The sequence below is a fragment of the Caballeronia sp. TF1N1 genome, from assembly GCF_022878925.1.
In the GTDB taxonomy this organism is placed as follows: Bacteria; Pseudomonadota; Gammaproteobacteria; order Burkholderiales; family Burkholderiaceae; genus Caballeronia.
In genome coordinates this window covers 309039-328680 of record NZ_CP084628.1, presented here as the reverse complement: position 1 = coordinate 328680, position 19642 = coordinate 309039, and the positions used below count along the sequence as shown (strand labels likewise).

The following is a 19642-nucleotide window of genomic DNA, read 5'->3' as shown; positions in this document are numbered from 1 at the left end:
GGCTGCGTTGTCCATGAGATGACGCAGCCATCGTCGAGGCTGCTAAACCTCGCTCGCGGCTTTTCGCGTGACGGCCGAAAGCCGCGACCTGACGAAGCCGATATGTTCGCGCAAAACGTAAAGCGCATCCGCATACGCAAGCGGCACTTTGAGCGTGTTCAACGACTCCTCGATGTAATCGAGTTCGACCAGCAGGCCCTTGCGCTCTTCATCGTTCGACATTCGCATGGCGCCGCGTTCAACGGCCAGCAGCGCGCCGTAGTAACGATAGATTCGCGACCTCACGCGCCATCGATACAAGCCTGGCACGATCCGCAGCGCCGGAAAAATCAGCACCGCCACGGGCAGCAACAACACGAGCGCGCGATCCGCGATATTCGCAAGCCAGAACGGCAGCACGCGGTAAAAGAAGCCCTTGCCGGAATGGTAATAACGGTTGGCGTCCTCGCTGATCGGAAACTCATGCGCGACAAAATTCGGAAACTGTCCGCCGCGTTGCAAGAGCCCGGGCTTGCCATGCACTTCCTGCGCGGCTTCGATCAATAGATCGGATAGGGCAGGATGCAGCGTTGGACGCGCGACGAGTTCGACGGTTGGCGCAACCAGATGCACGGTCTCGGACGGCACGCGACGGCCCAGATCGAGCACGCCTGGCGGCAGGTCGATCTCATCGAGATAGGGAAAAACACGCGTATAAGCCCGCGCTTCCTGAAAGTCCATTACCGAGACGCCCGGTACTTTCAAAATGCGCAGCATGAGTGCGCGTGTGGCGGAATCGCCGCTTAGAAAGACGGCATCGACCTGATTGCTGACGAGTTGCGTGGCCGCGTCCAGGCCGTCTGTTGCAAATAGCTCCGTGCTTCCACCTGGTCTGATGCCATTCGCTTCGAGCAGCTTGAGCGACAGCATGCGCGTGCCGCTGCCTTCACGGCCGATTGCAATGCGCTTGCCTTCGAGTTGAGAAAGCTGCGTCAGCCCCTTGCCGCGATAGAACACGACGAGCGGGACATACGACACGCTGCCGAGCGATATCAACGATGACGCATGCTCCTTGCTCGCCACGCCACCCTGCACGAGCGCGAGATCGATTCTCTCCTTCGGATCGAGCAGACGATGCAGGTTCTGCACCGAGCCATCCGATGGCATTACCTTGAGCGTGACGCCGTTTCTCGCGAGGATCTTCGCGTACTCTTCGGCGTAATAGTAGAACGAGCTGTCGGTTTGTCCCGCGCTTATGGTGATGGTGCGAGGCGGCGCGGGATCGAGGAGCCAGAAGACCAGCGCCCCGGCGATGGCAAGCGCAAGCACGACAGGCCCGGCAGTCCAGGTGAGATCGTGCAGCACGCTATGCGTATGTTCGTGTGGCAGATACGGGCGCTTCGCGTCTTGCCGCTTCATGAGTGAGCGACCCTGAAGGTCCGGCAAGCACAGGCATGATTGACCATGGCGAGTCTCGTTGATGAGCGGCGTTGACCTGCAGTGTACCGCTTACAGGCGGTAAGGCATGCCCGTCATGCCCGTCATGCTCGCCGCATCACGCCCAATGCGCGGGCACCCAGAATCTGCCGACCCAGTGCGCGGGAACCCACACGGCAGGGCGCGGCGCCGGTGCGACATAAACCGTCGCTGCGGGCGGCGGCGGAGTCGCGACGACGGGCGCTGCGATCACCGTCGTCGTGCTGGCCGTCACGGTGCTACCCGTGACCACGGTGGCGCCATGCGAGCCGCTGCTGGCCACATAAGCACCCGACGTACCCGATGTCACCACGACGCCCGGCGCGACGCTCGTAGCGCTTCCTGAGTGCGTTACGCTGCCGCCGCTCGCGGTGTTCACCGTGCCCGAGCGATTGCAGGTGTAGCCCGCGCAATTCGTGGATGCGTTATGCGTCGAGGTGTTGCCATTGGGTCCGGTCATCGACCCCGTCGATGAGTACTGGCCGACGCCGTTGCGCGTGACGGTGCTGTCGGTGGTGGTGGTCTTGCCGTTCGGCGTAGTCATGTTGCCGGTGTGATTGCAGCTGCCGCCCGCGCAGTTCGTATCGCCGGAGTGCTGCACGGATCGTCCTTCCGGACCCACGGCGGTGCCCGAGTTCGCGAACTGCCCCGTGCCGGTTCGCGTGACCGTGCCGGTGTTGGTCGCCACGCCGCCCCACGGATTCATATAGCCGCCGGCATGCGAGCAACTGCCGCCACCGCATGAACCCGCGTGCGCGCCGTTATATTCGCCACGGCCGGTGTAGGCGGAGCCTGAGCGTGTCCAGCCCGCGAAGGCCGAGCTGCTTGCAAATGCGAGCGCCGCGGTGGTGACAATCACGAGTACATGACGCAGCGCGCGAGCAGTCGCATGCGTGCCGGATGGGTTCGATACGGTGATGTCTGATCTGCTTTTCACGGGATGTCCCTTCGATTCGTGGGTGGCGATGCAGATCACTATAGGGAAAACGTCTCGCGCGGTCTCTTCCGAACTTATTTCACGAGATGTCGCGCCGACGCGAAATCGCGCTTTGCGTCACACTAGGGCCTCTTCGTTAGCAGCAGAGCCATTCATCATGTCTATCGCGTCTACTTCTTCTTCGATCCGCATCGCCATACTCGACGACTACCAAAATGTCGCACTCAAGCTCGCAGACTGGTCGCCGCTCGAAGGCCGCGCCGAGATCACCGTCTTCAACGATCACATCGCCGAGCGCGATGCCTTGCTCAAGCGCCTCGAACCCTTCGATGTCATCTGCGCCATGCGCGAGCGCACGCCGCTCACGCGCGACATCATCGAGCATTTGCCAAGGCTCAAGCTGATCGCATCGACGGGTGCGGCGAATGCATCCATCGATCTCGACGCAGCTGGCGACCGTGGCGTCGAGGTCAGGCACACGGGTTACTCGTCGACGGCCACTATCGAGTTCACCTGGGCGCTCATCCTCGCAACGATGCGCAACATTCCCGCCGAGAATCGTTCGTTGCAAAGCGGCGGATGGCAGGTTGGCCTCGGCACCGAACTCGCGGGCAAGACGCTCGGGCTTCTGGGTCTCGGGCGTATTGGTTCGGCAGTCGGCGTGATCGGCCGCGCGTTTGGCATGAACGTGATCGCGTGGAGCCAGAACCTTACCGAGGAACGCGCGCAGGAGAAGGGTATGCAACGCGTCGATAAGGAAGCGCTCTTTCGCACGTCGGACCTGGTGTCCATTCACTTGCGGCTATCGGAGCGCACGCGGCATCTCGTGAGCGCGCCTGAATTCGCGCTGATGAAGCCGACGGCGCGGCTCGTGAATACGTCGCGCGGGCCTATCGTCGATCATGCCGCCTTGCTCGATGCACTCACGTCGAAGCGAATCGCCGGCGCGGGGCTCGACGTGTATGACGAAGAACCGCTCGCCGCGGACGATCCACTGCGCTCGCTGCAAAACGTGCTTGCAACGCCGCATATCGGCTATGTCACGGAAGAGTTGTATCGCACGTTCTACAAAGACACGGTGCGCAATATCGTCGAATGGATGGATGCAACCAAGGCGCAGTCATGATTGCTTCGGCGGCTGCGGATTGCGTGCAGGGTTCGTATCGATCTTTCTGATCTCGCTGATCGCTTCGCTGTTCAGCGCGGTCAGGTCGGCTTCGAGTGCATCGGCGAGCGGCTTGTCATAGACCTCTTGCCCTTGCACATGGAAGGTGAACCACTCGATGTACTTGGCCTTCTTCACCGGATCTTCAATGGTGTCGCGCGTCCATTGATAGAGCGGATAGTGTTCCGTTCCCTCGCGTTCCGCTTCGGCGACGTAGCCCGCGAAGGCATCGAACTGACATTGCAACTCAGCGTCATGCGTTCGCAATAGCGAAGCGAGCGGCGCGAGCGCAACGTCATCCATGTTTTGGCGAGCCTTCGTCGCATAGTCCGGCGCGAGCCTGATTCTTACCTGATATTGCCATGCATCGCTCATGATGCGCTTCTCCGTTTAGTCCTTTCAGATTCGAAAGCCGTTGCGCGAACTGCGTGCGCGTCTCGCTTCAAATACACTACACTTCCTCTCGCATCGTCGGAAGCTTGAAGCGACGATGCCCGTCCATGCAGGCGACGAACAAGAGGAGGGTAACGATGAGCCTTCAGCACTCGATGTTCTGCCCATGCTGCGAAGTCATGCAGCCGGGCGTCGCAAGCCGCCGTCGCTTTCTCGCGATGGCCACGCAGAGCGCAGCGGCGCTCGCACTGTTCCCGCATCTTGCTTATGCAGACGACAGTGTGCCATCTCTGTCATTCGACTCCATACCTGATCCCGTGCGCTTGCCGACCGACATGTACCTCGGCGAATGCTCGGGCGTTGCGGTCAATTCGGCGGGGCACATCTTCGTTCTTTCGCGCGGTAACAGCACAGGTCCCGCGTATGGCGCGGCGGCCGCGCAACTCCTGGAGTTTGATCGCAATGGCCGCTTCGTGCGCGAGATCGGCCACAACCTCTATGCGTGGTCGTTCGCGCATACGGTCAAGATCGACCGGCACGACAACATCTGGGTGACGGATAAAGGCTCGGACATGATCATCAAGTTCACGCCTGAAGGACGCGTGGCGATGGTGTTCGGCCGCAAGCAGGAAGCAGCGGACGAAGAAACCGCGCCGCTCAAGCATCCGAACCCGCCGCTGGCTTCGGAGCCGGGACGCTTCAGGCAAGTGACCGACGTCGCGTGGGACACGGCAGGCAACACTTATATAAGCGATGGTTATATCAACTCGCGCGTGGCGAAGGTCGATAACGACGGCAACTGGATCAAGTCGTGGGGCGAGCGCGGCAAGGCGCCGGGGCAGTTTCATACGCCGCACAGCATTGCCGTCGACGCAAACAACATGGTGTACGTTGCCGATCGCAGCAACCGTCGCATTCAGGTCTTCGACACGGAAGGCAACTTTCAGCGTCAATTCACGATCGACGTACCCGTACCGCCGGATGCGCGTCCTGCAATTGGCAACATGCCGGATGAAGCCGCGATTGCGGCGGGCACTTTCGCGCCCGGATCGCCCTGGGCCATCTGCATCTCACCGGGACCGAACCAGGTGCTCTATAGCGCCGATGCCTTTCCAGGCCGCATCTACAAGCTCTCGCTCGACGGCAAGCTGCTCGGCGTGCTTGGCCGTGCCGGCAAGCAGTTGAAGCAGTTCGGCTGGATTCACGAGATGGCGTGTCCATCGGAGAACACGCTCTTCGTCGCGGAACTGCTCAACTGGCGCGTGCAGAAGCTCGTGCTTCATGCATAGACGCTACGCTCGGTTTTGCTTGCCCCGCATCGACATGATCGGTTTGGGCAGCGGGTCCTTGCCGGTTTCACGCCATGCGCGCAGCGTATCGAGCGCGACTGAGTTGCGTACATAGCGATGCCATACGAAGGCGAGATCGAATATCAGAATGGCCAGCCACCACGCGTAGAGAAACAGCAGCGCACCGATCACGACGGGCCATAACGGCTTGTTTGCGAGGTCGCCCCAGAGTCGCACGCCGACGATGAGGATTGTCATCAACGTGCCCGCTGCGACGAGCACGCGGCGTCCCCATCGCGGTTTGCGCGGCGCGAACCATCCCGTCAGTGCGACGATCAGCGCGGCCAGGGTGAACATGATTTTCCCAGTGAGCGCGCTGGGCGCATCGCCATCATGCGTGACTGGACTCGCGAGGAACTCGGCAACGCCATTCAGGATCACGAGCCAGAAAATGGCGACGCCCGCGACGAACGCAGCAAGCGCGACGAGACGCCAACGTAGCCGTGCAACCGGATGCGTGGCGCCGCTCGCCTTGACGAGCCGCGGTATGCGCGCGGCCACCGTCGTGCCCATCAGAAGACACGCGAGCGCGAACACCGAGCGCGTCAGGTATATAAACGCTGGCGCCGTGCTCGCGCCGCCCGCACCTGAGGTGGCCGTGACTGCCTTGTAGATGAAGAACACGGCCATGAGATGAAGCGCGAAGCTAAGCAGATAAGGAATCGCCGTGCCGACCATGCCGCGTAACGGCAGATTGCCCGGCGCCTTCGCGGTGTTCTTGCGCAGCACCACGTCTTCGATGAAATGGCCGAAGACATTCGAGTCCGTCCAGTAATCCGTATGCGCCTTGCCCGGCAGCCAATAGCGCGAGAAGCCGATGTCGTGCTTGTCTGCATCGAACTCGAAAGCCTCGCAGCCGCGCTGTTGCAGAAAGTCGCGGGCGGTATCGAGCGCGAAGCCGACCGGATCGCCGAAGTCATAGTAGTTGCGCCAGCGGATACGCGAGGGTAGTGTCAATGGCCCACCCGGACGATCGACTTGCGTGATGCACTCTCCTTGCACTTCGCTTCGAAGTTGCATGCCGTCCCAGAGTCTTGGCCACAAGAGGATGTGTTTGTCGATGGGTGAACCGATCGTCATGAAGCCGCGCAGACTCTGCACCCAGCTCGTATCGATGACTTGCTTGTGGTCTTTGGGGTCCGCTGCCGTCGGAGCGGAAAGCGCCTGCAGAATGCCCAGAAAACTGATCACCGTACCTTCGCTGTGCGCGACGATATACACCTCGGGCGGACACTGACAGCGCTCGGTGACGAGCGCGACGAGACGCTCCATAACGCGATGAAACCGGAACACGATGGTGTCGCGATGCTGCTTGAAATCCGCGACAAGCTGCACGTCGCCCACATAGTCGCGCAGCACGGGCGCTAGATCGAACTTGAAGATGCCGGCCTTCTCGGTCACGGCAAGCAGGCTCTGCATGATGGCGACGGTTTCGACCACTTCCTCCACCACACCCGCGGCGAGCGAGAAATCGGCTGGCTCCAGCTTGCGATCCGCGACGGTCAGCATGTATGCCGCCTGCGCGCGGCTCACGATGGACAACCCCCAGGCCTTGCTCTCTTCGAGCGTGTCGTCCTGTTTGACCACTTCGCGCGGGATGTCGGCCCAATACACTTCCGCGAAGCCAAGCGCGGAATAGAACTCGCGCTGCTCGGCGGTATAAGGACCGCCTTGCGGCAGATCGAGCTGGCGGACATCCACTTCGCCGACACCTGCAATATCGAAGTATCCCAACGGCATGACGGGCAATGGCGGATCGTAGCGTGCGCCGAACTGGCTCGCGACCGAACGCACGGTATCGCTGTGCAGTTGATTGCCGATGCCGTGTATCGCCACGACGATCTTCTGAACGCGCGGCTCCATGGGGAGGTTGGTGGCTTGCTCGAGGTTGCCCGAGTCGGAGGCGGCGGGGCGTGAGGCGTCGTTCATGGGCGTCTCCTGGCGTCGGGGCGCGGGCGCTTGCTGGCTGGACGATGCGGTACGGGCCGTTGCGCCAGATGGAGATTAGTCTATTTTTGTGCGCATGGCTTAGTGTTTTGCATTTTGTGTACCGGCGTGCTGTATGTTGCACGCAAGACCAAAGGTTGTCGCGCGCACGGAGGGTTGCAGAATCACGCTCCGACAGCGGAGAATGCGTGCCGCCGGGGTTTCGGAACGAATTCTAAATACCAAGTAACAAGCAAATGATTGAACTGGATGGATCGGCCGGCGAAGGTGGCGGCCAGGTTTTACGGACGGCGCTCACGCTTTCGCTTTTCACGGGGCAGCCTTTCGGGATCGGGAATATCCGCGCAAGGCGAAGTGAGCCAGGGCTGTTGCATCGACATCTCTTAGCGGTGGCGGCAGCGCAAGCAATATCCGGTGCGCAATGTTCCGGAGCAGAAGTCGGATCGCGGATGCTGATGTTCGCGCCGGGGCCGATCAAGAGCGGCGAGTACAGCTTTGATATCGGTACGGCGGAAAGCTGCACGCTCGTCTTGCAAACGATTCTGCCGGCGCTTTTATTCGCCGATAAAGCATCTACCGTGCGTATACGCGGCGGCACACACAATCCGATGGCGCCGCCCGCGCATTTTCTGCAACGTGCATGGCGTCGCGCGATGGGCGACATGGGAGCGGTCATCGACATCGAGCTCAAGCGCTTCGGCTTCTATCCGGGCGGCGGTGGAGAGATTGTCGCCACGGTGCAGCCGTGCAAGGGCTTGCGTCCGTGCGAGTGGATGTCGCGTGGCGCGCTCGATACCGCGTATGCGGAGAGCTTTATCGCGGCGGCGCCCGCCGGCGTTGCGCAACATGAACTCGACGTGGTTCGTCCCGGCATGGGATGGGACGACTCGCAGTTGCTCGTGCGTGGTCTGGAAGCCGAACCGGGGCCGGGCAACGCGTTGCTCGTCACGCTCGAACATGCGCGCGTCACCGAGGTATTTACGGCGTTTGGCGAACGCGCGGTATCGGCGGATAAGGTTGCGCAGACCGTGGTTCGAATGGCGGATCGCTATTTGGCATCCGCTGCGGCCATTGGCGAGCATCTCGGCGATCAGCTCCTGTTGCCACTCGCGCTCGCGGGCGGCGGCCGCTTCACGGTCGAGAAAATATCGATGCACGCAAGGACGAATGCGGAAGTCATCGAGCGCTTTCTGCCGGTGCGCTTCGAGTTCCATGAAGCCGACGATGCGACCGCATCGGTCGTCGAAGTCATGCGTCGCTGATCACCGGGGCATGTGAACGCTTCACATGCCCGAGCAACAATGCGGCGCACTTGTTCGCGCAAGAGCGGCATTCTTTATGTCGATACCGCCGTGACTATTCATTCGCATGGCACTCGTCGCTATCGACAGACTCCTTACGGGCAGCATCGGCGAAAGAAGACTTCAGGCGCGTACAAACGTCTTCATGCGCGGTAGCGCCGGAGTGAAGCAGGTGCATTGAACTTGCATCTGCGAGCAAATCAAACACGAAGTCAAAGAGCACTATGACCAAACGTACAATCAACGAGTCCGAATTCATCACGCACGACAGTGAGAAGCTTTTCTACCGTCATTGGCCGGCGGCGAAATCGCGTCGTCGTGGCGCAATCGTCTTGCTGCATTGCGGACACGAACATTCGGCACGCGTCGCGCATCTCGTCGATGAGCTGAAGTTGCGTGACTTCTCCTTCTTCGCATGGGACGCGCGCGGACATGGCAAGTCGCCGGGGCCACGTGGATATAGCCCGAGCGTGGCTGCGTCGGTGCGTGACCTGCAGTGCTTCATCGATCATATCCGTGATGCGCACGGCATTGCCGTGGAAGACATCGCTGTTGTCGGGCAAAGCGTCGGTGCGGTGCTTGCAGCGACGTGGGTGCATGATTACGCGCCGCCTGTGCGCTGTCTCGCGCTGGCATCGCCCGCATTTCGCATGAAACGGTATATACCGTTTGCGCGGGCTGGGTTACGGCTCGCGCACAAGCTGCGCGGCTCGTTCCATGTGAAAAGTCTAGTGAGGCCCGAGCTGCTCACGCAAGATATAGAACGCATCGCGAGCTATGCGGCCGATCCGCTCATTACGCGGTCGATCGCCGTCAACATGTTGCTGGACCTGCACGATACGTCGAAGCGTATCGTCGACGATGCCGCTGCCATCACCGCGCCTACGCAAGTGTTGATTTCAGGTGCGGACCGGGTCGTGCAGCGTGCGCCGCAGGACCTTTTTTATGAGCGGCTGCGTTCGGCTCGCAAAGAGCGCGTCGTGCTGCCGCGTTTTCGTCACGATACGCTAGGCGAGCGGGATCGCGCCAAGGCGCTGGAACCATTGCGCGCATTTATCTTGCGTGAATTCAATGCGCGCAGCCCGCGTGTATCACTCGTTCACGCGAACAAGCGCGGACCATTCCGCGACGAGTACGAGGCGCTGCTGAAGCCTCCAACAAAGCCGTTCGAACGTTTTTATTGGTGGATGAACCGGCTCGCGCTGAGGGCGGGCGGTGCGCTTTCGGAAGGCATCGCGCTTGGTCTTTCGCTTGGGTTCGATTCGGACGCGACGCTCGACTATGTCTACCGCAACGAGGCGCGTGGATGCGGTGGCATGGGACGTCTCATCGATCGCTTTTACTTGAATGCGCCAGGGTGCAAGGGTATGCGGCAGCGCAAGACGCATATCGAAGCGCTCCTGGGTCTGGCTATCGCGCGGCTGGTTCGTGAGGGCTCACCCGTGCGTCTCGTCGATGTCGCGGCCGGGCATGGACGCCACGTGCTCGACGCGATCGCGAATTCAACCGACGACGCCAACGTGACCGTCGATCGCATCGTGCTGCGCGATGTGAGTGCGATCAATGTCGAAGCGGGACGTGCTTCGATCGCACGGCGGGGACTCGAGTCGATCGCCGACTTCGAGCAAGCCGATGCCTTCGATGAAGGGTCGTTCACCACGCTCGAACCCCGTCCGACGCTTGCCATCGCGGCGGGTTTATACGAGCTTTACGGCGACAACGCGATGATCGAACGCTCGCTGCATGCGCTTGCGCAAGCAGTGCTGCCGGGCAGTTATCTCGTCTATACGGCACAGCCGTGGCATCCGCGACGCGAATTTATCGCGCGTTCGTCGAATACTCATCGCGGTGAGGCAAGCCGGGTCATGCGGCGTCGCTCGCAGGCCGAGATGGATGAACTCGTCAGGCGCGCAGGTTTCCGCAAGCTGGAACAGCGTATCGATGAAATGGGTATTTTCACGGTGAGTCTTGCGCAGCGGGAAGCGAGGCAATGAGCGATGCGGCGGCCGCTATCGCTGCGCTGCTCCGTGCTGGCGTGGAGTGACTGTTGGCATCGCGGTGGCGTTTAGCGGACTTTGAGCGCTGTGTAAACTCGTCGCCTAAGCTTCCCTCACGGGCTAGTGCAAGCGAACAGTGCACAATGACGCCATGAGCGCTTTTAACCGCGCGCGAATGAAGCACCGTCGCTAGACAAGACCCCTTGCCGCAGAGAGACAAATGAAGAAAGGAAAACCCAAGCTCACCCGCGACGACGCCGAGCGTCTCTTCGAAGGTCTGCCGAAATCCAGCACGAGCGAGCGTAAATCCGGCCGGCCCGAGAATCCATTCGAAGCTGGTGCGTTCGAGCCTGTCGAGCGCATCGACGAAGAAGCCAAGCTCTGGAAAGACAACCTGATCACGCTGCCGATGGCGGTCAAGTTGCCCGCTGGCTATGAATCGGTCGCACGCATGCGCGATGCGATGGCACGAGCATGGCGCCTGAGATGGGTGAGGGGAAGCGGTCACGAAATCGTGACGGAATTTCCTGAAGGATGGTCGGCGCTTCGCCCGGAGAGCGGTCCTATCGAAGTGCGAGATCCGGCGGGCGTGGTGCGCGCCGTGTTTGGTTGGGCCAAGGATGCCGAGTTGCGAATCTTGCCGCGATATTCCGTTGAATCGCAGACCAACGGTTCAAATGGGCTGGGCAGTTTGCTCGTCCGCGATCGATCGAACGGTCAAATTCTCGAAAGATCGTCGACCTGGTCCGCGCAAAGTGGCACTAACCATCCCGATTGGACACGGCTGTCGACGTGGCTTAACTCGAATTATCCATTCCATCGCGATCCTTTACGGTACTGGGCAGACTGCGAGGGCAATCTTCAAGGCTAGGACACGGCTTGGCGCTTGATCGAATTACTTTAGGGAATATCTTGCGACCTGTACGAGCGCGTCTTGCCGTGACACGCTAAGAAGGCACGCGCTTGGCAATAAAGCCCACGCGCCAGACAAACGAAATCAAGCTATTTCGCTTAGCGCACAAAAAAGCCCAGCCACTAAGCGCTGGGCAATCCAGTGATTGAAGGCCACCGGAGGAGGATCTTGGAGACGAGGCGCACAAGACGATTGCGCGCCAGACCTTGAACGAAAACAACTGAACAGATCAGGAGCCAAAGAATACAGGCTTCATGCCGTCGTTGGCATCCGGACGGACGGAAGCGCTGATCTTGTGTCCCACGCGAGCCACTGCATGGTCGAAATTGCGCAGCGTATGGTGTGCGCCCGAAGCCGATGTGCCATCCGCGGCGCCGCCGACATCCGTTGCGTTATTGCCTTGGGCGTTCACACGAGCTTCCGCGGCTTGAATATTGGCCGGATATTGCGTTTGATCGCCGGTGGGGTTGTAGCCGGCTTTTTCGAGTTGAACCAGTTGCGCCTTCACTTCAGCGCGAGTCACCGGCTGGTTCGTTTGAGCGAACGACGACACGGCAGGGATTGCAAGAGCAGCGGCAACGATGAGCGATTGAACGAGTTTCATGATGCTTACCTCCAGGCTTCGTTTTTGCGCAAACACCCGTTTGCGTTTCAGTGCTTGAAGTCTAGGCGGCACGTGCTTGGGAATTAAGTGCGGACTGAACAAGTAATTATTGTTAAATACGCGTTAACCCTCAATAGCCGATGACGCCGTTGCATCGGACGCGCTCGCGTAAAATCGCCTTGCCGCCGTTCTTTCGTTCGAATGACAGGACACCCTATGTTGCAGCCGTTTGCATCATCAGAACCGTTCACGATTGGCGTCGAACTGGAAGTCCAGGTCGTCAATACGCATGACTACAACCTGACGAAGGCGACCACGGAGTTGTTGAACCGCGTTCGAGAGGAAACCTTCGCGGGGGCCATCGACCCCGAGACGACCGAAGGGATGATCGAACTCTCCACTGGCGTGTGCCGGAACTTCGACCAGGTCAGTAACGAGTTGCAGGTGCTTCGCGATACGCTCGTTCGCGCCGCCGACTTTCTCAACGTCGGCGTATGCGGTGGCGGCACCAACTTCTTCCAGAATTGGTACGACCAACGTTCCGATGGACGCGAACGCTCCGAATATCTCATGGGCCTATACGGGGCGCTTTATCAGCAGTTCACCATCTTCGGTCAGCACGTGCATGTCGGTTGCCCGGACGCCGACTCGGCGCTCGTCCTACTGCACTCGCTCTCGCGCTACGTCCCGCACTTCATCGCGCTCGCCGCTTCCTCGCCGTTCGTGCAAGGCAGCGACACGCAGTTCCAGTGCGCAAGACTCAATTCGGTCGCGCCGTTCCCCTTGTCGGGCCAGGCGCCCTTCGTGACGAAGTGGAGCGAGTTCGAACAGTACTTCGAGCGCATGACCAACACGGGTCTCGTCAAGAGTCTGAAGGACTTTTACTGGGACATTCGTCCGAGTCCTGGATTCGGAACGATCGAAGTACGCGTCATGGATACGCCGTTACGCGTGGAACGAGCCGCCGCCATCGCAGCTTACATTCAGGCGCTTTCGCGCTATCTGCTGATCGATAAACCCTTGACGCTGAGTGAACGCGACTACGAGGTTTATCGGACGAACCGGTTCATGGCTTGCCGCTTTGGTCTCGATGCAACATGCGTGAATCCGGAGACGGGGCAAAGCAAACCAATCAGAGACGACATCCTCGCCACGCTCGATGCGATCAGCGACCACGCTCAGGCTCTCGGCGGCCAAGCAGGCCTCGAATCGATCAGGCGTGCGGTGACGACCGGCACGAGCGATGCCACGTGGTTGCGCCGCGTCTATGGCGCGCATGACTCCTTGCATGAAGTCGTGCGGCAGCAATGTCAGATATGGCGTGGCGCGCAGACGCTCGAATGAACTCAAGGCAATGACTAAAGCGTTAGCCTGAAACCGCGCACCAGCACTCCTGGCAATTGCAGGCCCCCTGTCGAGTCGTTCAACAGGAGTTCGGGCGTGGCGCCTATCCGGTCGAGTTCGCTTCCTAGCAGCCGATAAAGGCTGTCGTCGAAGCGCATGGCTTCGATGGGCGCGACGATCTCGCCATGCTCCACCCAGAACGTGGCAAAGCGCGTCATGCCGGTCATGCGGCAATCCATCCGGTCGGAGAAGTTCACGTACCACAGGTTACCGACATAAAGACCGGTGTCGAGCGCGGCGAGCACGTCGCTGTCGGCGAGATCGCCGCCTTGCATCGAAAGCGATATGGGCATCTCATTCGCGGGCGCGCCGTTGGGACGCAAGCCGTATTCGCGGGCCGTGCGCGCGCTGGTGAGTTGCTGCGCGCCGCGGCCGGCTCGAATAAGCGGGACGGTCTCGCGCTCGTAGCCGTCTTCACTAAAGCCCGGTGTAATGCCGAGACCGATGTCCTCGGTGAGCGTGACGCGTTCGTCCAGCGAAGCCTCGCCGCTATTCAGGCGATGAAACTCGCTACGCGATGTTGCCTGCTTGCGTGCCGAAAACGCCGTAAAGGACGCCGTGCCGATGAGTTCGGCAAGCGCGGCCGGCGCGAGCCATGCACGATAATTCCCCGGCGCAAGCGTGCGCGCGGGCCGGGCCAACACCGGCATGCGCGCCGCGGCCTCTTCGACTTTTCTTGCGAAGACTTCGTCGCTCCATTGCTCGCCCGCGTAGGTCGTCTTGATTGCGCGTCCGCTTGCATCGTAAAGCGACCAGCTGAAGTTGAAGTTGTCGAGTTCATGCCAGCCACGGTTCCCATTCGACGATGCAAAGCCGCGCGCCATCGATCCACCGGCATAGAAGCCGACGAAGTCGAGCCGTGCCGCGCATCGTTCGACCACGCTCAAGAGCGATTCGATCTCCGGCAGCGTGCCGCGTCGTCGAGTGGCCTGGGTCCATGTCGCCGTATCGACGAGCAAATGCGGATCGGCGCTGGCGTCTTCGAGCGCGGCCCGCAGCGCGGCGAGCGTCCCGGCGATGGCTTCGTCGTCGGTATGCGCGTCGCCGCTTATCGTGAGCGTCGAATAAGCCTGGCGCTCGTTCCTGATGAGCCGCAGCGTCAACGCGCCCTGCGAGACGTGCCCGATCTGACGGACCTTGCTTGCATTGAAGCGCACGAAGTCCGATTCCTCGGCGGCAAGTGTGGTCAATGCCACTTCGCCTGTGACGAGCCGACGCTCGACGACATCCGCGAGCCGCATGAAGCGATGTTCCCAGTTTGCCGCGGCGGCCGTCATCGCGTGCCTCCGAACACATCCACGTTGCTGAACACGCATGCAGGCGATGCATGGCCCACGCGCACGATCTGCATTGGCTCACCCTTGCCGCACATTGCCGTGCCGTAGATGCCGCGCGTTGCTTCGTTGCCGACCGCGACCAGGCTGCGCCAGAAATTCGCCGAAATGCCGCGATAGCCCGGTTGGCGAACCACTTGCTTAAGCCGGCCATTCTCGATCAGTTGCCCGAACTCGCAGCCGAATTGAAACTTGTTGCGATAGTCGTCGATGGACCACGAGGTGTTCGTGCGCATCAGAATGCCCTGTTCGATGTTCGCGATCATCTCGTCGAGCGTACTCTCGCCAGCTTCGATATTGAGGTTCGCCATTCGGTCGATAGGCGGGCGGTTCCAGCTCGATGCCCGCGAATTCGCGACCCCGCCGATGCCCGCGCGTTGTTGCGAGAGCGTGCCGCCGAGCGCGCGTTCGAGCACGCCGTTGCGGATCAGATGGTGTTTGCTCGCAGCGGCGCCGTCGTCGTCGAATGCGTAGGTGGCGACCTCAGCGGCCACGTCGGGATCGAACGTCACGTTCAAGAGCGGCGAGCCATATTGGTAGGTGCCGAAGAACTCGGGCTTCACGAAGCTCGATCCGGCGAAGTTGCGTTCGTCGCCGAGAATGCGGTCGAGTTCGAGCGGATGACCGATCGACTCATGGATTTGCAGCATCATCTGATCGGGCATGAGAAGCAGGTCGCGCACGCCGCTCGGGCAGTTCGGCGCGGCGAGAAGCGCGAGCGCTTCGTTGGCCAGCCGCTCGCCGGCGCCATCGAAAGCGAAGCGATCGAGGATTTCGACGCCGCCTTGCGCGATGGTTCCGTAATCGCCGCCCAGCGTGCGGACTTGGGTATCGCCGTGGGCGTGCGCCGCGACCGCGAATTGCGGCATGGCGAACCGGAAACGCTGCTCGATGCGAACGCCGTCGCTTGTGATCAAGGTTTGTTCGCTTTCGATGACCTGCATGGACGCGGTGCGCTCGACGATACGCGGGTCGATGCTCGCCGCGGCGCATTCTTCCGCGAGCCGTTCAAGCCATTCGCGCCGCGCCGGCAGCGTGGCCTCGATGCCGGGCGACGCGTATTCGCCGCTTTGCGATGGACGCGCGGCGAGCCTGTGATCGACGAGCGAGACGCGTGCGCTTGCCTTGGCGCGGCGCGTGGCGAGGTCGAGCGCCGCCTGCAAGCCAGCCGGGGACAAGTCGGCGGTCGCCGCATAGCCCGCGCCGGCGCCGTGCCATGCAGTGAGCATTGCGCCGCGATCGCGCGCGGTGCGAAGTGGCTGGATCACGTCGTTGCGGACCTTGTGATCGTCCGTGCGTTCATCGACGAAGCGCACCGAGTGGAAGTCCGCTTCGCTGGAAAGGGCGCGAACGTGCTCGTCGAGTGATGGACCGTTCATATCGCTTCCGTGTTTTTACCGTCGGGTGCGCAAATGCGTGCGCAGGCAGCGTTAATATGCCATGGCACGGACCAACGCACGCGCGTTTGCGGATGTGTATCCTCTCGATGTCGTCATTCGAGGATGCCCCTGTGAAATACCCACTCATACTGGGCTTCGCTATCGTCGCGCTGGATGTCGTCGTGTGGCGCGCGCGTCTGCCCACGCAAGACCTCGCGCGGCTGTTCATACGGCTCGCGCTTTTCGTCGCGTTGAGCTGGGACCTCTTTTCCTCTGACCTGAATCCGTTCACTCAGGCGCCTTACGCTGCCGTCGTCGAATTGCACTGGCTTGGACAAGTGCTCGAAATCATCTGGTGGCTGACGGGCGCGCGGTTGCTCACGCTTTCGCTCGACACCTTGCTGTTGCCGCGCGCCTGGCGCAAGCAGCGGCTATTTTCAGATGTGTTCGGTGCGGTGGTCTTTCTCGCAGCGGCCGTGGCAGCGCTCGGCTTCGTGCTCGAATTGCCGGTACGCGGGCTGGTTGCGACGTCGGGCGCGCTCGCCATCGTGCTCGGTCTCGCCATTCAAAGCACGTTGAGCGACGTGTTCGCGGGCATCGTGCTCAACACCACGGAGCCTTATTCGGTTGGCGACTGGGTCTTGATCGATGACGTCGAAGGCAAAGTGATCGAAATGAACTGGCGCGCCACGCATTTGCTCACGGGCCAGGGCAATACGCTTATCGTGCCTAACGCGGTTGCATCGAAAGCCAAGATTTCGAATAACAGCAGGCCGGCGAACATCCACGGAATCTCTCTCATTCTCGAGATCGATCCCGAAGCCCGGCCAAAGACCGTGCTCGATGCCTTGGGCCGTGCCCTGACCGGCTGCAATGTCATTCTCGACAGCCCCGCACCTTATGCGCGGATGAAGCGCGCCACGCTCAATTCGGTGCAATACGAAGTCGTGGCGTTCGTCGATGACATGAACAAGAAGTCATCCGTATCCAACGAGTTGTTCGATCTTTGTTACCGGCATCTCGCGGCTTCGTCCGTGGCGCTGCGCGCGCTCGGCATTCCCGCGCCCGCCGTGACCGCGCACGATGTACGAGAAGCCTTGCTCAGACGCGTGAGCCTGTTCGACAGTCTGACGAGCGATGAAATAGAGCGGCTTGCCAAGCGGCTCTTGCGGCACGAGTATCAGGCAAGGCAGCAGATACTCGCGCCTGACACGGTGCCCGACAGTCTCTCTATCGTTCATTCGGGTGTGCTGTCGGTCACTTATCACGAAGCGACAGGAGATCGCGAAGTTGCCCGCGTCGGTCCTGGAGAGGCCTTCGGGGAGGCCGGGCTGCTTGCCGGTTTGCCGATGCACGTATCCATCTCGACGCTCACACCCGTAGTGCTATATCAACTCGGTAAGGACGATATGACGTCGTTCCTGAAAGATCATCGGGACGTCGCGAAGCAGTTGTGTCAGCTCCTCGCTTATCGTCAGGACAAGCTCGGCCAGTTGACGAATCCCATGCCGGTGGAAGAAGAAAAAGGCACATCGCTGTTTCAGTGGTTGTTGGACAAGGTCTGGTTTCGGCACGCGTTGCAAGAAGCTTCTCAGGTCAAGCAGACCGACAAGTCCGCTTAGAAGAGGCGTTTGAGCGAAGACACGTAGTCGCGTTGAACGAGGCCATCCTTCGGCATCTTTTGAAATCTCTTGGAGAGGTATCTCATGGGCGAATATAGGCAACTGCATACCGACGATGGCACCTTCGCCGTTTATGTCGAACTTCCCGCCAACACGCCGGCGCCCGCCGTCGTGGTGCTGCCTGAAATTTTCGGCATCAACGCGGACATGCGGGAAACATGTCAGGAGTTGGCGAGGCAAGGATTCATCGCGCTGTGTCCCGATCTCTTCTGGCGGCTAGAACCGGGCGTCGAATTGAATAGCTGGTCCGAGGAGGAATGGAAAAAGGGCTTTGCGCTCTATCAGGCATTCGACATCGATCTGGGTGTTCGAGATGTCGGCGCCACGGTTGCCATGGGACGTGCCTTGCCCGAGTCGAACGGTAAGTGCGGGTTGATGGGCTTTTGCCTCGGCGGTCTGATGACTTTCCTGACGACCGCACGCGAGGGTGTCGATGCCGCCGCGGCTTATTACGGCGGTCAGACTGATCAGTACTTGGGCGAAGCAGACAGCATACGAGCGCCGATGATCATGCATCTCGGTACCGAAGACGAATTCATATCGACGGATGCACAGGCCGCAATCAAGGCGGTGATGAAAGACAGGACGAATGTGACGGTGTACGCGTATCCCGGATGCAGTCATGCGTTCGCGCGGCACACAGGTTTGCATTACGATGCGGCCGCGGCAGAGCTTGCGAATGAACGGACCTATGACTTGTTTCGGCGCGAGCTGGCGGGGACTTGAGTTGTCGGGCTGCGTGTTGGTGGAGGTCTTTGGCATCGGTGGAAATGTTCGCCATCATCGCCAGGCACACGCACCCACCGCACGGCTTCGACTTCCCACTTACGTCATTGCGTCCCGCTTCGCGACACACAACTCGATGAACCGCTGCACCGGCTGCGTAAGCGTCGCCCCACGCCGCGTGGCAATTCCATAAGGCGCGCCTGTCCTGTCGATTCGTATGGGCAGCACCGCCACCAGTCCATGTTCCTCGAAGTATCTCGCCACCTTGAGCGGCATCAATCCCACCGTCCCCGCGCCGGAGCGCAAGAGCGACAAGGTCGCGAACGTCGATGACGTCTCGATCGCATAGCGCGGGAAGGGCACTTGCGCATCGTCGAATAGCTGTTCGAGAAGCGAGCGCATTGGCAGGGTGGCCTGAGGGACGATCCACGGATTCTCGCCGATGCCCGCGAACGTCACGTTCGCGTCCGTGGCCAGCGGGTCCGCGCCATCGACGACGAAACACACTTCCTCCACTTCGAGCGGAATGAAGTCGTAAGCCTCGGGATGAACGCTGATGCTCGGCCGACCGATCACGAGATCGAGCAGCCGCTGATCGAGCATCGACAAGAGCCGCGCACTGTTGTCCTCCCAGACCTCGACGGAAATATCCGGCTGAATGCCCCGCAACTCTCGCAGCACGGGCGTGAGCCATACGGGGACCGAGCCCATGACCGCGCCGACCGCGAGCGTGCCGCCGCCGCCGCGCAAGAGGGCCGCGAGTTCATCGCGTAATGCGCCGATCTCCGAACGGACCGCGCGCGCATGGCGAATCACACAGCGGCCGAGTTCGTTCGGCACGATGCCGCGCGGCGAGCGCGCGAAAAGCTCCGCGCCGAACAAAGACTCGATCTCGCGCAGCGACTTGGTCGTGGCGGGCTGTGAAAGCGAGACCTGATGCGCCGCCTTGCGCAGCGAGCCGTGGTCGTCCAGCGCGATCAACAACGCAATGTGATTGCCGCGCAATCTACGCAAAATCGCATCGATACTGGTTATCACCGATATAACTCCAGCCTG

16 protein-coding genes are annotated in these 19642 nt (G+C 60.9%); 8 read left to right on the top strand and 8 right to left on the bottom strand.

The window, feature by feature from the left end; genetic code table 11:
- Positions 1-42: 42 nt before the first annotated feature.
- Entirely contained in the window at positions 43-1398 is a 1356-nt protein-coding gene (locus tag LDZ28_RS22310) for a TAXI family TRAP transporter solute-binding subunit (protein ID WP_244830774.1), read from the bottom strand.
- A gap of 136 nt (positions 1399-1534) precedes the next feature.
- Entirely contained in the window at positions 1535-2392 is an 858-nt protein-coding gene (locus LDZ28_RS22305) for a hypothetical protein (RefSeq protein ID WP_244830772.1), read from the bottom strand.
- 157 nt (positions 2393-2549) lie between these two features.
- Here LDZ28_RS22305 and LDZ28_RS22300 point away from each other — a divergent pair, with 157 nt between their 5' ends.
- Positions 2550-3518, top strand: coding sequence for a D-2-hydroxyacid dehydrogenase family protein (locus LDZ28_RS22300; RefSeq protein ID WP_244830771.1), 969 nt, complete (start codon positions 2550-2552; stop codon positions 3516-3518).
- Here the strand turns inward: LDZ28_RS22300 and LDZ28_RS22295 are convergent.
- Positions 3513-3932: a hypothetical protein gene (locus LDZ28_RS22295; RefSeq protein WP_244830770.1), complete on the bottom strand. Its 420-nt coding sequence runs from the start codon at positions 3930-3932 to the stop codon at positions 3513-3515. The two genes, LDZ28_RS22300 and LDZ28_RS22295, sit on opposite strands and share 6 nt — an antisense overlap.
- Positions 3933-4087: 155 nt before the next feature.
- Between LDZ28_RS22295 and LDZ28_RS22290 the strand changes: the two genes are divergently transcribed.
- Positions 4088-5239, top strand: a complete 1152-nt coding sequence (locus LDZ28_RS22290; RefSeq protein ID WP_244830769.1) for a peptidyl-alpha-hydroxyglycine alpha-amidating lyase family protein — start codon at positions 4088-4090, stop codon at positions 5237-5239.
- A gap of 3 nt (positions 5240-5242) precedes the next feature.
- Here LDZ28_RS22290 and LDZ28_RS22285 read toward each other — a convergent pair whose 3' ends face one another.
- On the bottom strand, positions 5243-7228 hold the full coding sequence (locus LDZ28_RS22285) for an MFS transporter (RefSeq protein WP_244830768.1): 1986 nt from the start codon (positions 7226-7228) through the stop codon (positions 5243-5245).
- Between the two features lie 254 nt (positions 7229-7482).
- Here LDZ28_RS22285 and rtcA point away from each other — a divergent pair, with 254 nt between their 5' ends.
- The 3 genes from rtcA (at position 7483) to LDZ28_RS22270 (ending at position 11415) form a co-directional block, all read left to right on the top strand.
- A complete protein-coding gene (gene rtcA, locus LDZ28_RS22280; protein ID WP_244830767.1) occupies positions 7483-8508 on the top strand; it encodes an RNA 3'-terminal phosphate cyclase in 1026 nt (341 codons plus the stop codon).
- A 263-nt stretch (positions 8509-8771) separates the two neighbouring features.
- Positions 8772-10541, top strand: coding sequence for a bifunctional alpha/beta hydrolase/class I SAM-dependent methyltransferase (locus tag LDZ28_RS22275; RefSeq protein WP_244830766.1), 1770 nt, complete (start codon positions 8772-8774; stop codon positions 10539-10541).
- Between the two features lie 223 nt (positions 10542-10764).
- The gene (locus LDZ28_RS22270; protein WP_244830765.1) at positions 10765-11415 is read left to right on the top strand and encodes a hypothetical protein; all 651 of its coding nucleotides are present in this window, start codon (positions 10765-10767) and stop codon (positions 11413-11415) included.
- 271 nt (positions 11416-11686) lie between these two features.
- On the opposite strand, the gene LDZ28_RS22265 is transcribed toward LDZ28_RS22270, so the two are convergent.
- Positions 11687-12061: a DUF4148 domain-containing protein gene (locus LDZ28_RS22265; protein WP_244830998.1), complete on the bottom strand. Its 375-nt coding sequence runs from the start codon at positions 12059-12061 to the stop codon at positions 11687-11689.
- A 216-nt stretch (positions 12062-12277) separates the two neighbouring features.
- Between LDZ28_RS22265 and LDZ28_RS22260 the strand changes: the two genes are divergently transcribed.
- Positions 12278-13405: a YbdK family carboxylate-amine ligase gene (locus LDZ28_RS22260; protein ID WP_244830764.1), complete on the top strand. Its 1128-nt coding sequence runs from the start codon at positions 12278-12280 to the stop codon at positions 13403-13405.
- Between the two features lie 14 nt (positions 13406-13419).
- Here LDZ28_RS22260 and LDZ28_RS22255 read toward each other — a convergent pair whose 3' ends face one another.
- Together LDZ28_RS22255 and LDZ28_RS22250 are read right to left on the bottom strand one after the other, a co-directional pair.
- Positions 13420-14742: a TldD/PmbA family protein gene (locus LDZ28_RS22255; protein ID WP_244830763.1), complete on the bottom strand. Its 1323-nt coding sequence runs from the start codon at positions 14740-14742 to the stop codon at positions 13420-13422.
- Positions 14739-16178, bottom strand: coding sequence for a TldD/PmbA family protein (locus LDZ28_RS22250; protein ID WP_244830761.1), 1440 nt, complete (start codon positions 16176-16178; stop codon positions 14739-14741). Before LDZ28_RS22250 ends, LDZ28_RS22255 begins: the two co-directional genes overlap by 4 nt.
- Before the next feature lie 131 nt (positions 16179-16309).
- Here LDZ28_RS22250 and LDZ28_RS22245 point away from each other — a divergent pair, with 131 nt between their 5' ends.
- Positions 16310-17800 carry a mechanosensitive ion channel domain-containing protein gene (locus tag LDZ28_RS22245; RefSeq protein ID WP_244830760.1) on the top strand — a complete coding sequence of 497 codons (1491 nt, stop codon included), beginning with the start codon at positions 16310-16312 and terminating at the stop codon, positions 17798-17800.
- A gap of 84 nt (positions 17801-17884) precedes the next feature.
- Positions 17885-18586: a dienelactone hydrolase family protein gene (locus LDZ28_RS22240; RefSeq protein ID WP_244830753.1), complete on the top strand. Its 702-nt coding sequence runs from the start codon at positions 17885-17887 to the stop codon at positions 18584-18586.
- Positions 18587-18685: 99 nt separating this feature from the next.
- On the opposite strand, the gene LDZ28_RS22235 is transcribed toward LDZ28_RS22240, so the two are convergent.
- Positions 18686-19624: a LysR family transcriptional regulator gene (locus tag LDZ28_RS22235; protein ID WP_244830752.1), complete on the bottom strand. Its 939-nt coding sequence runs from the start codon at positions 19622-19624 to the stop codon at positions 18686-18688.
- Between the last annotated feature and the right edge of the window lie 18 nt (positions 19625-19642).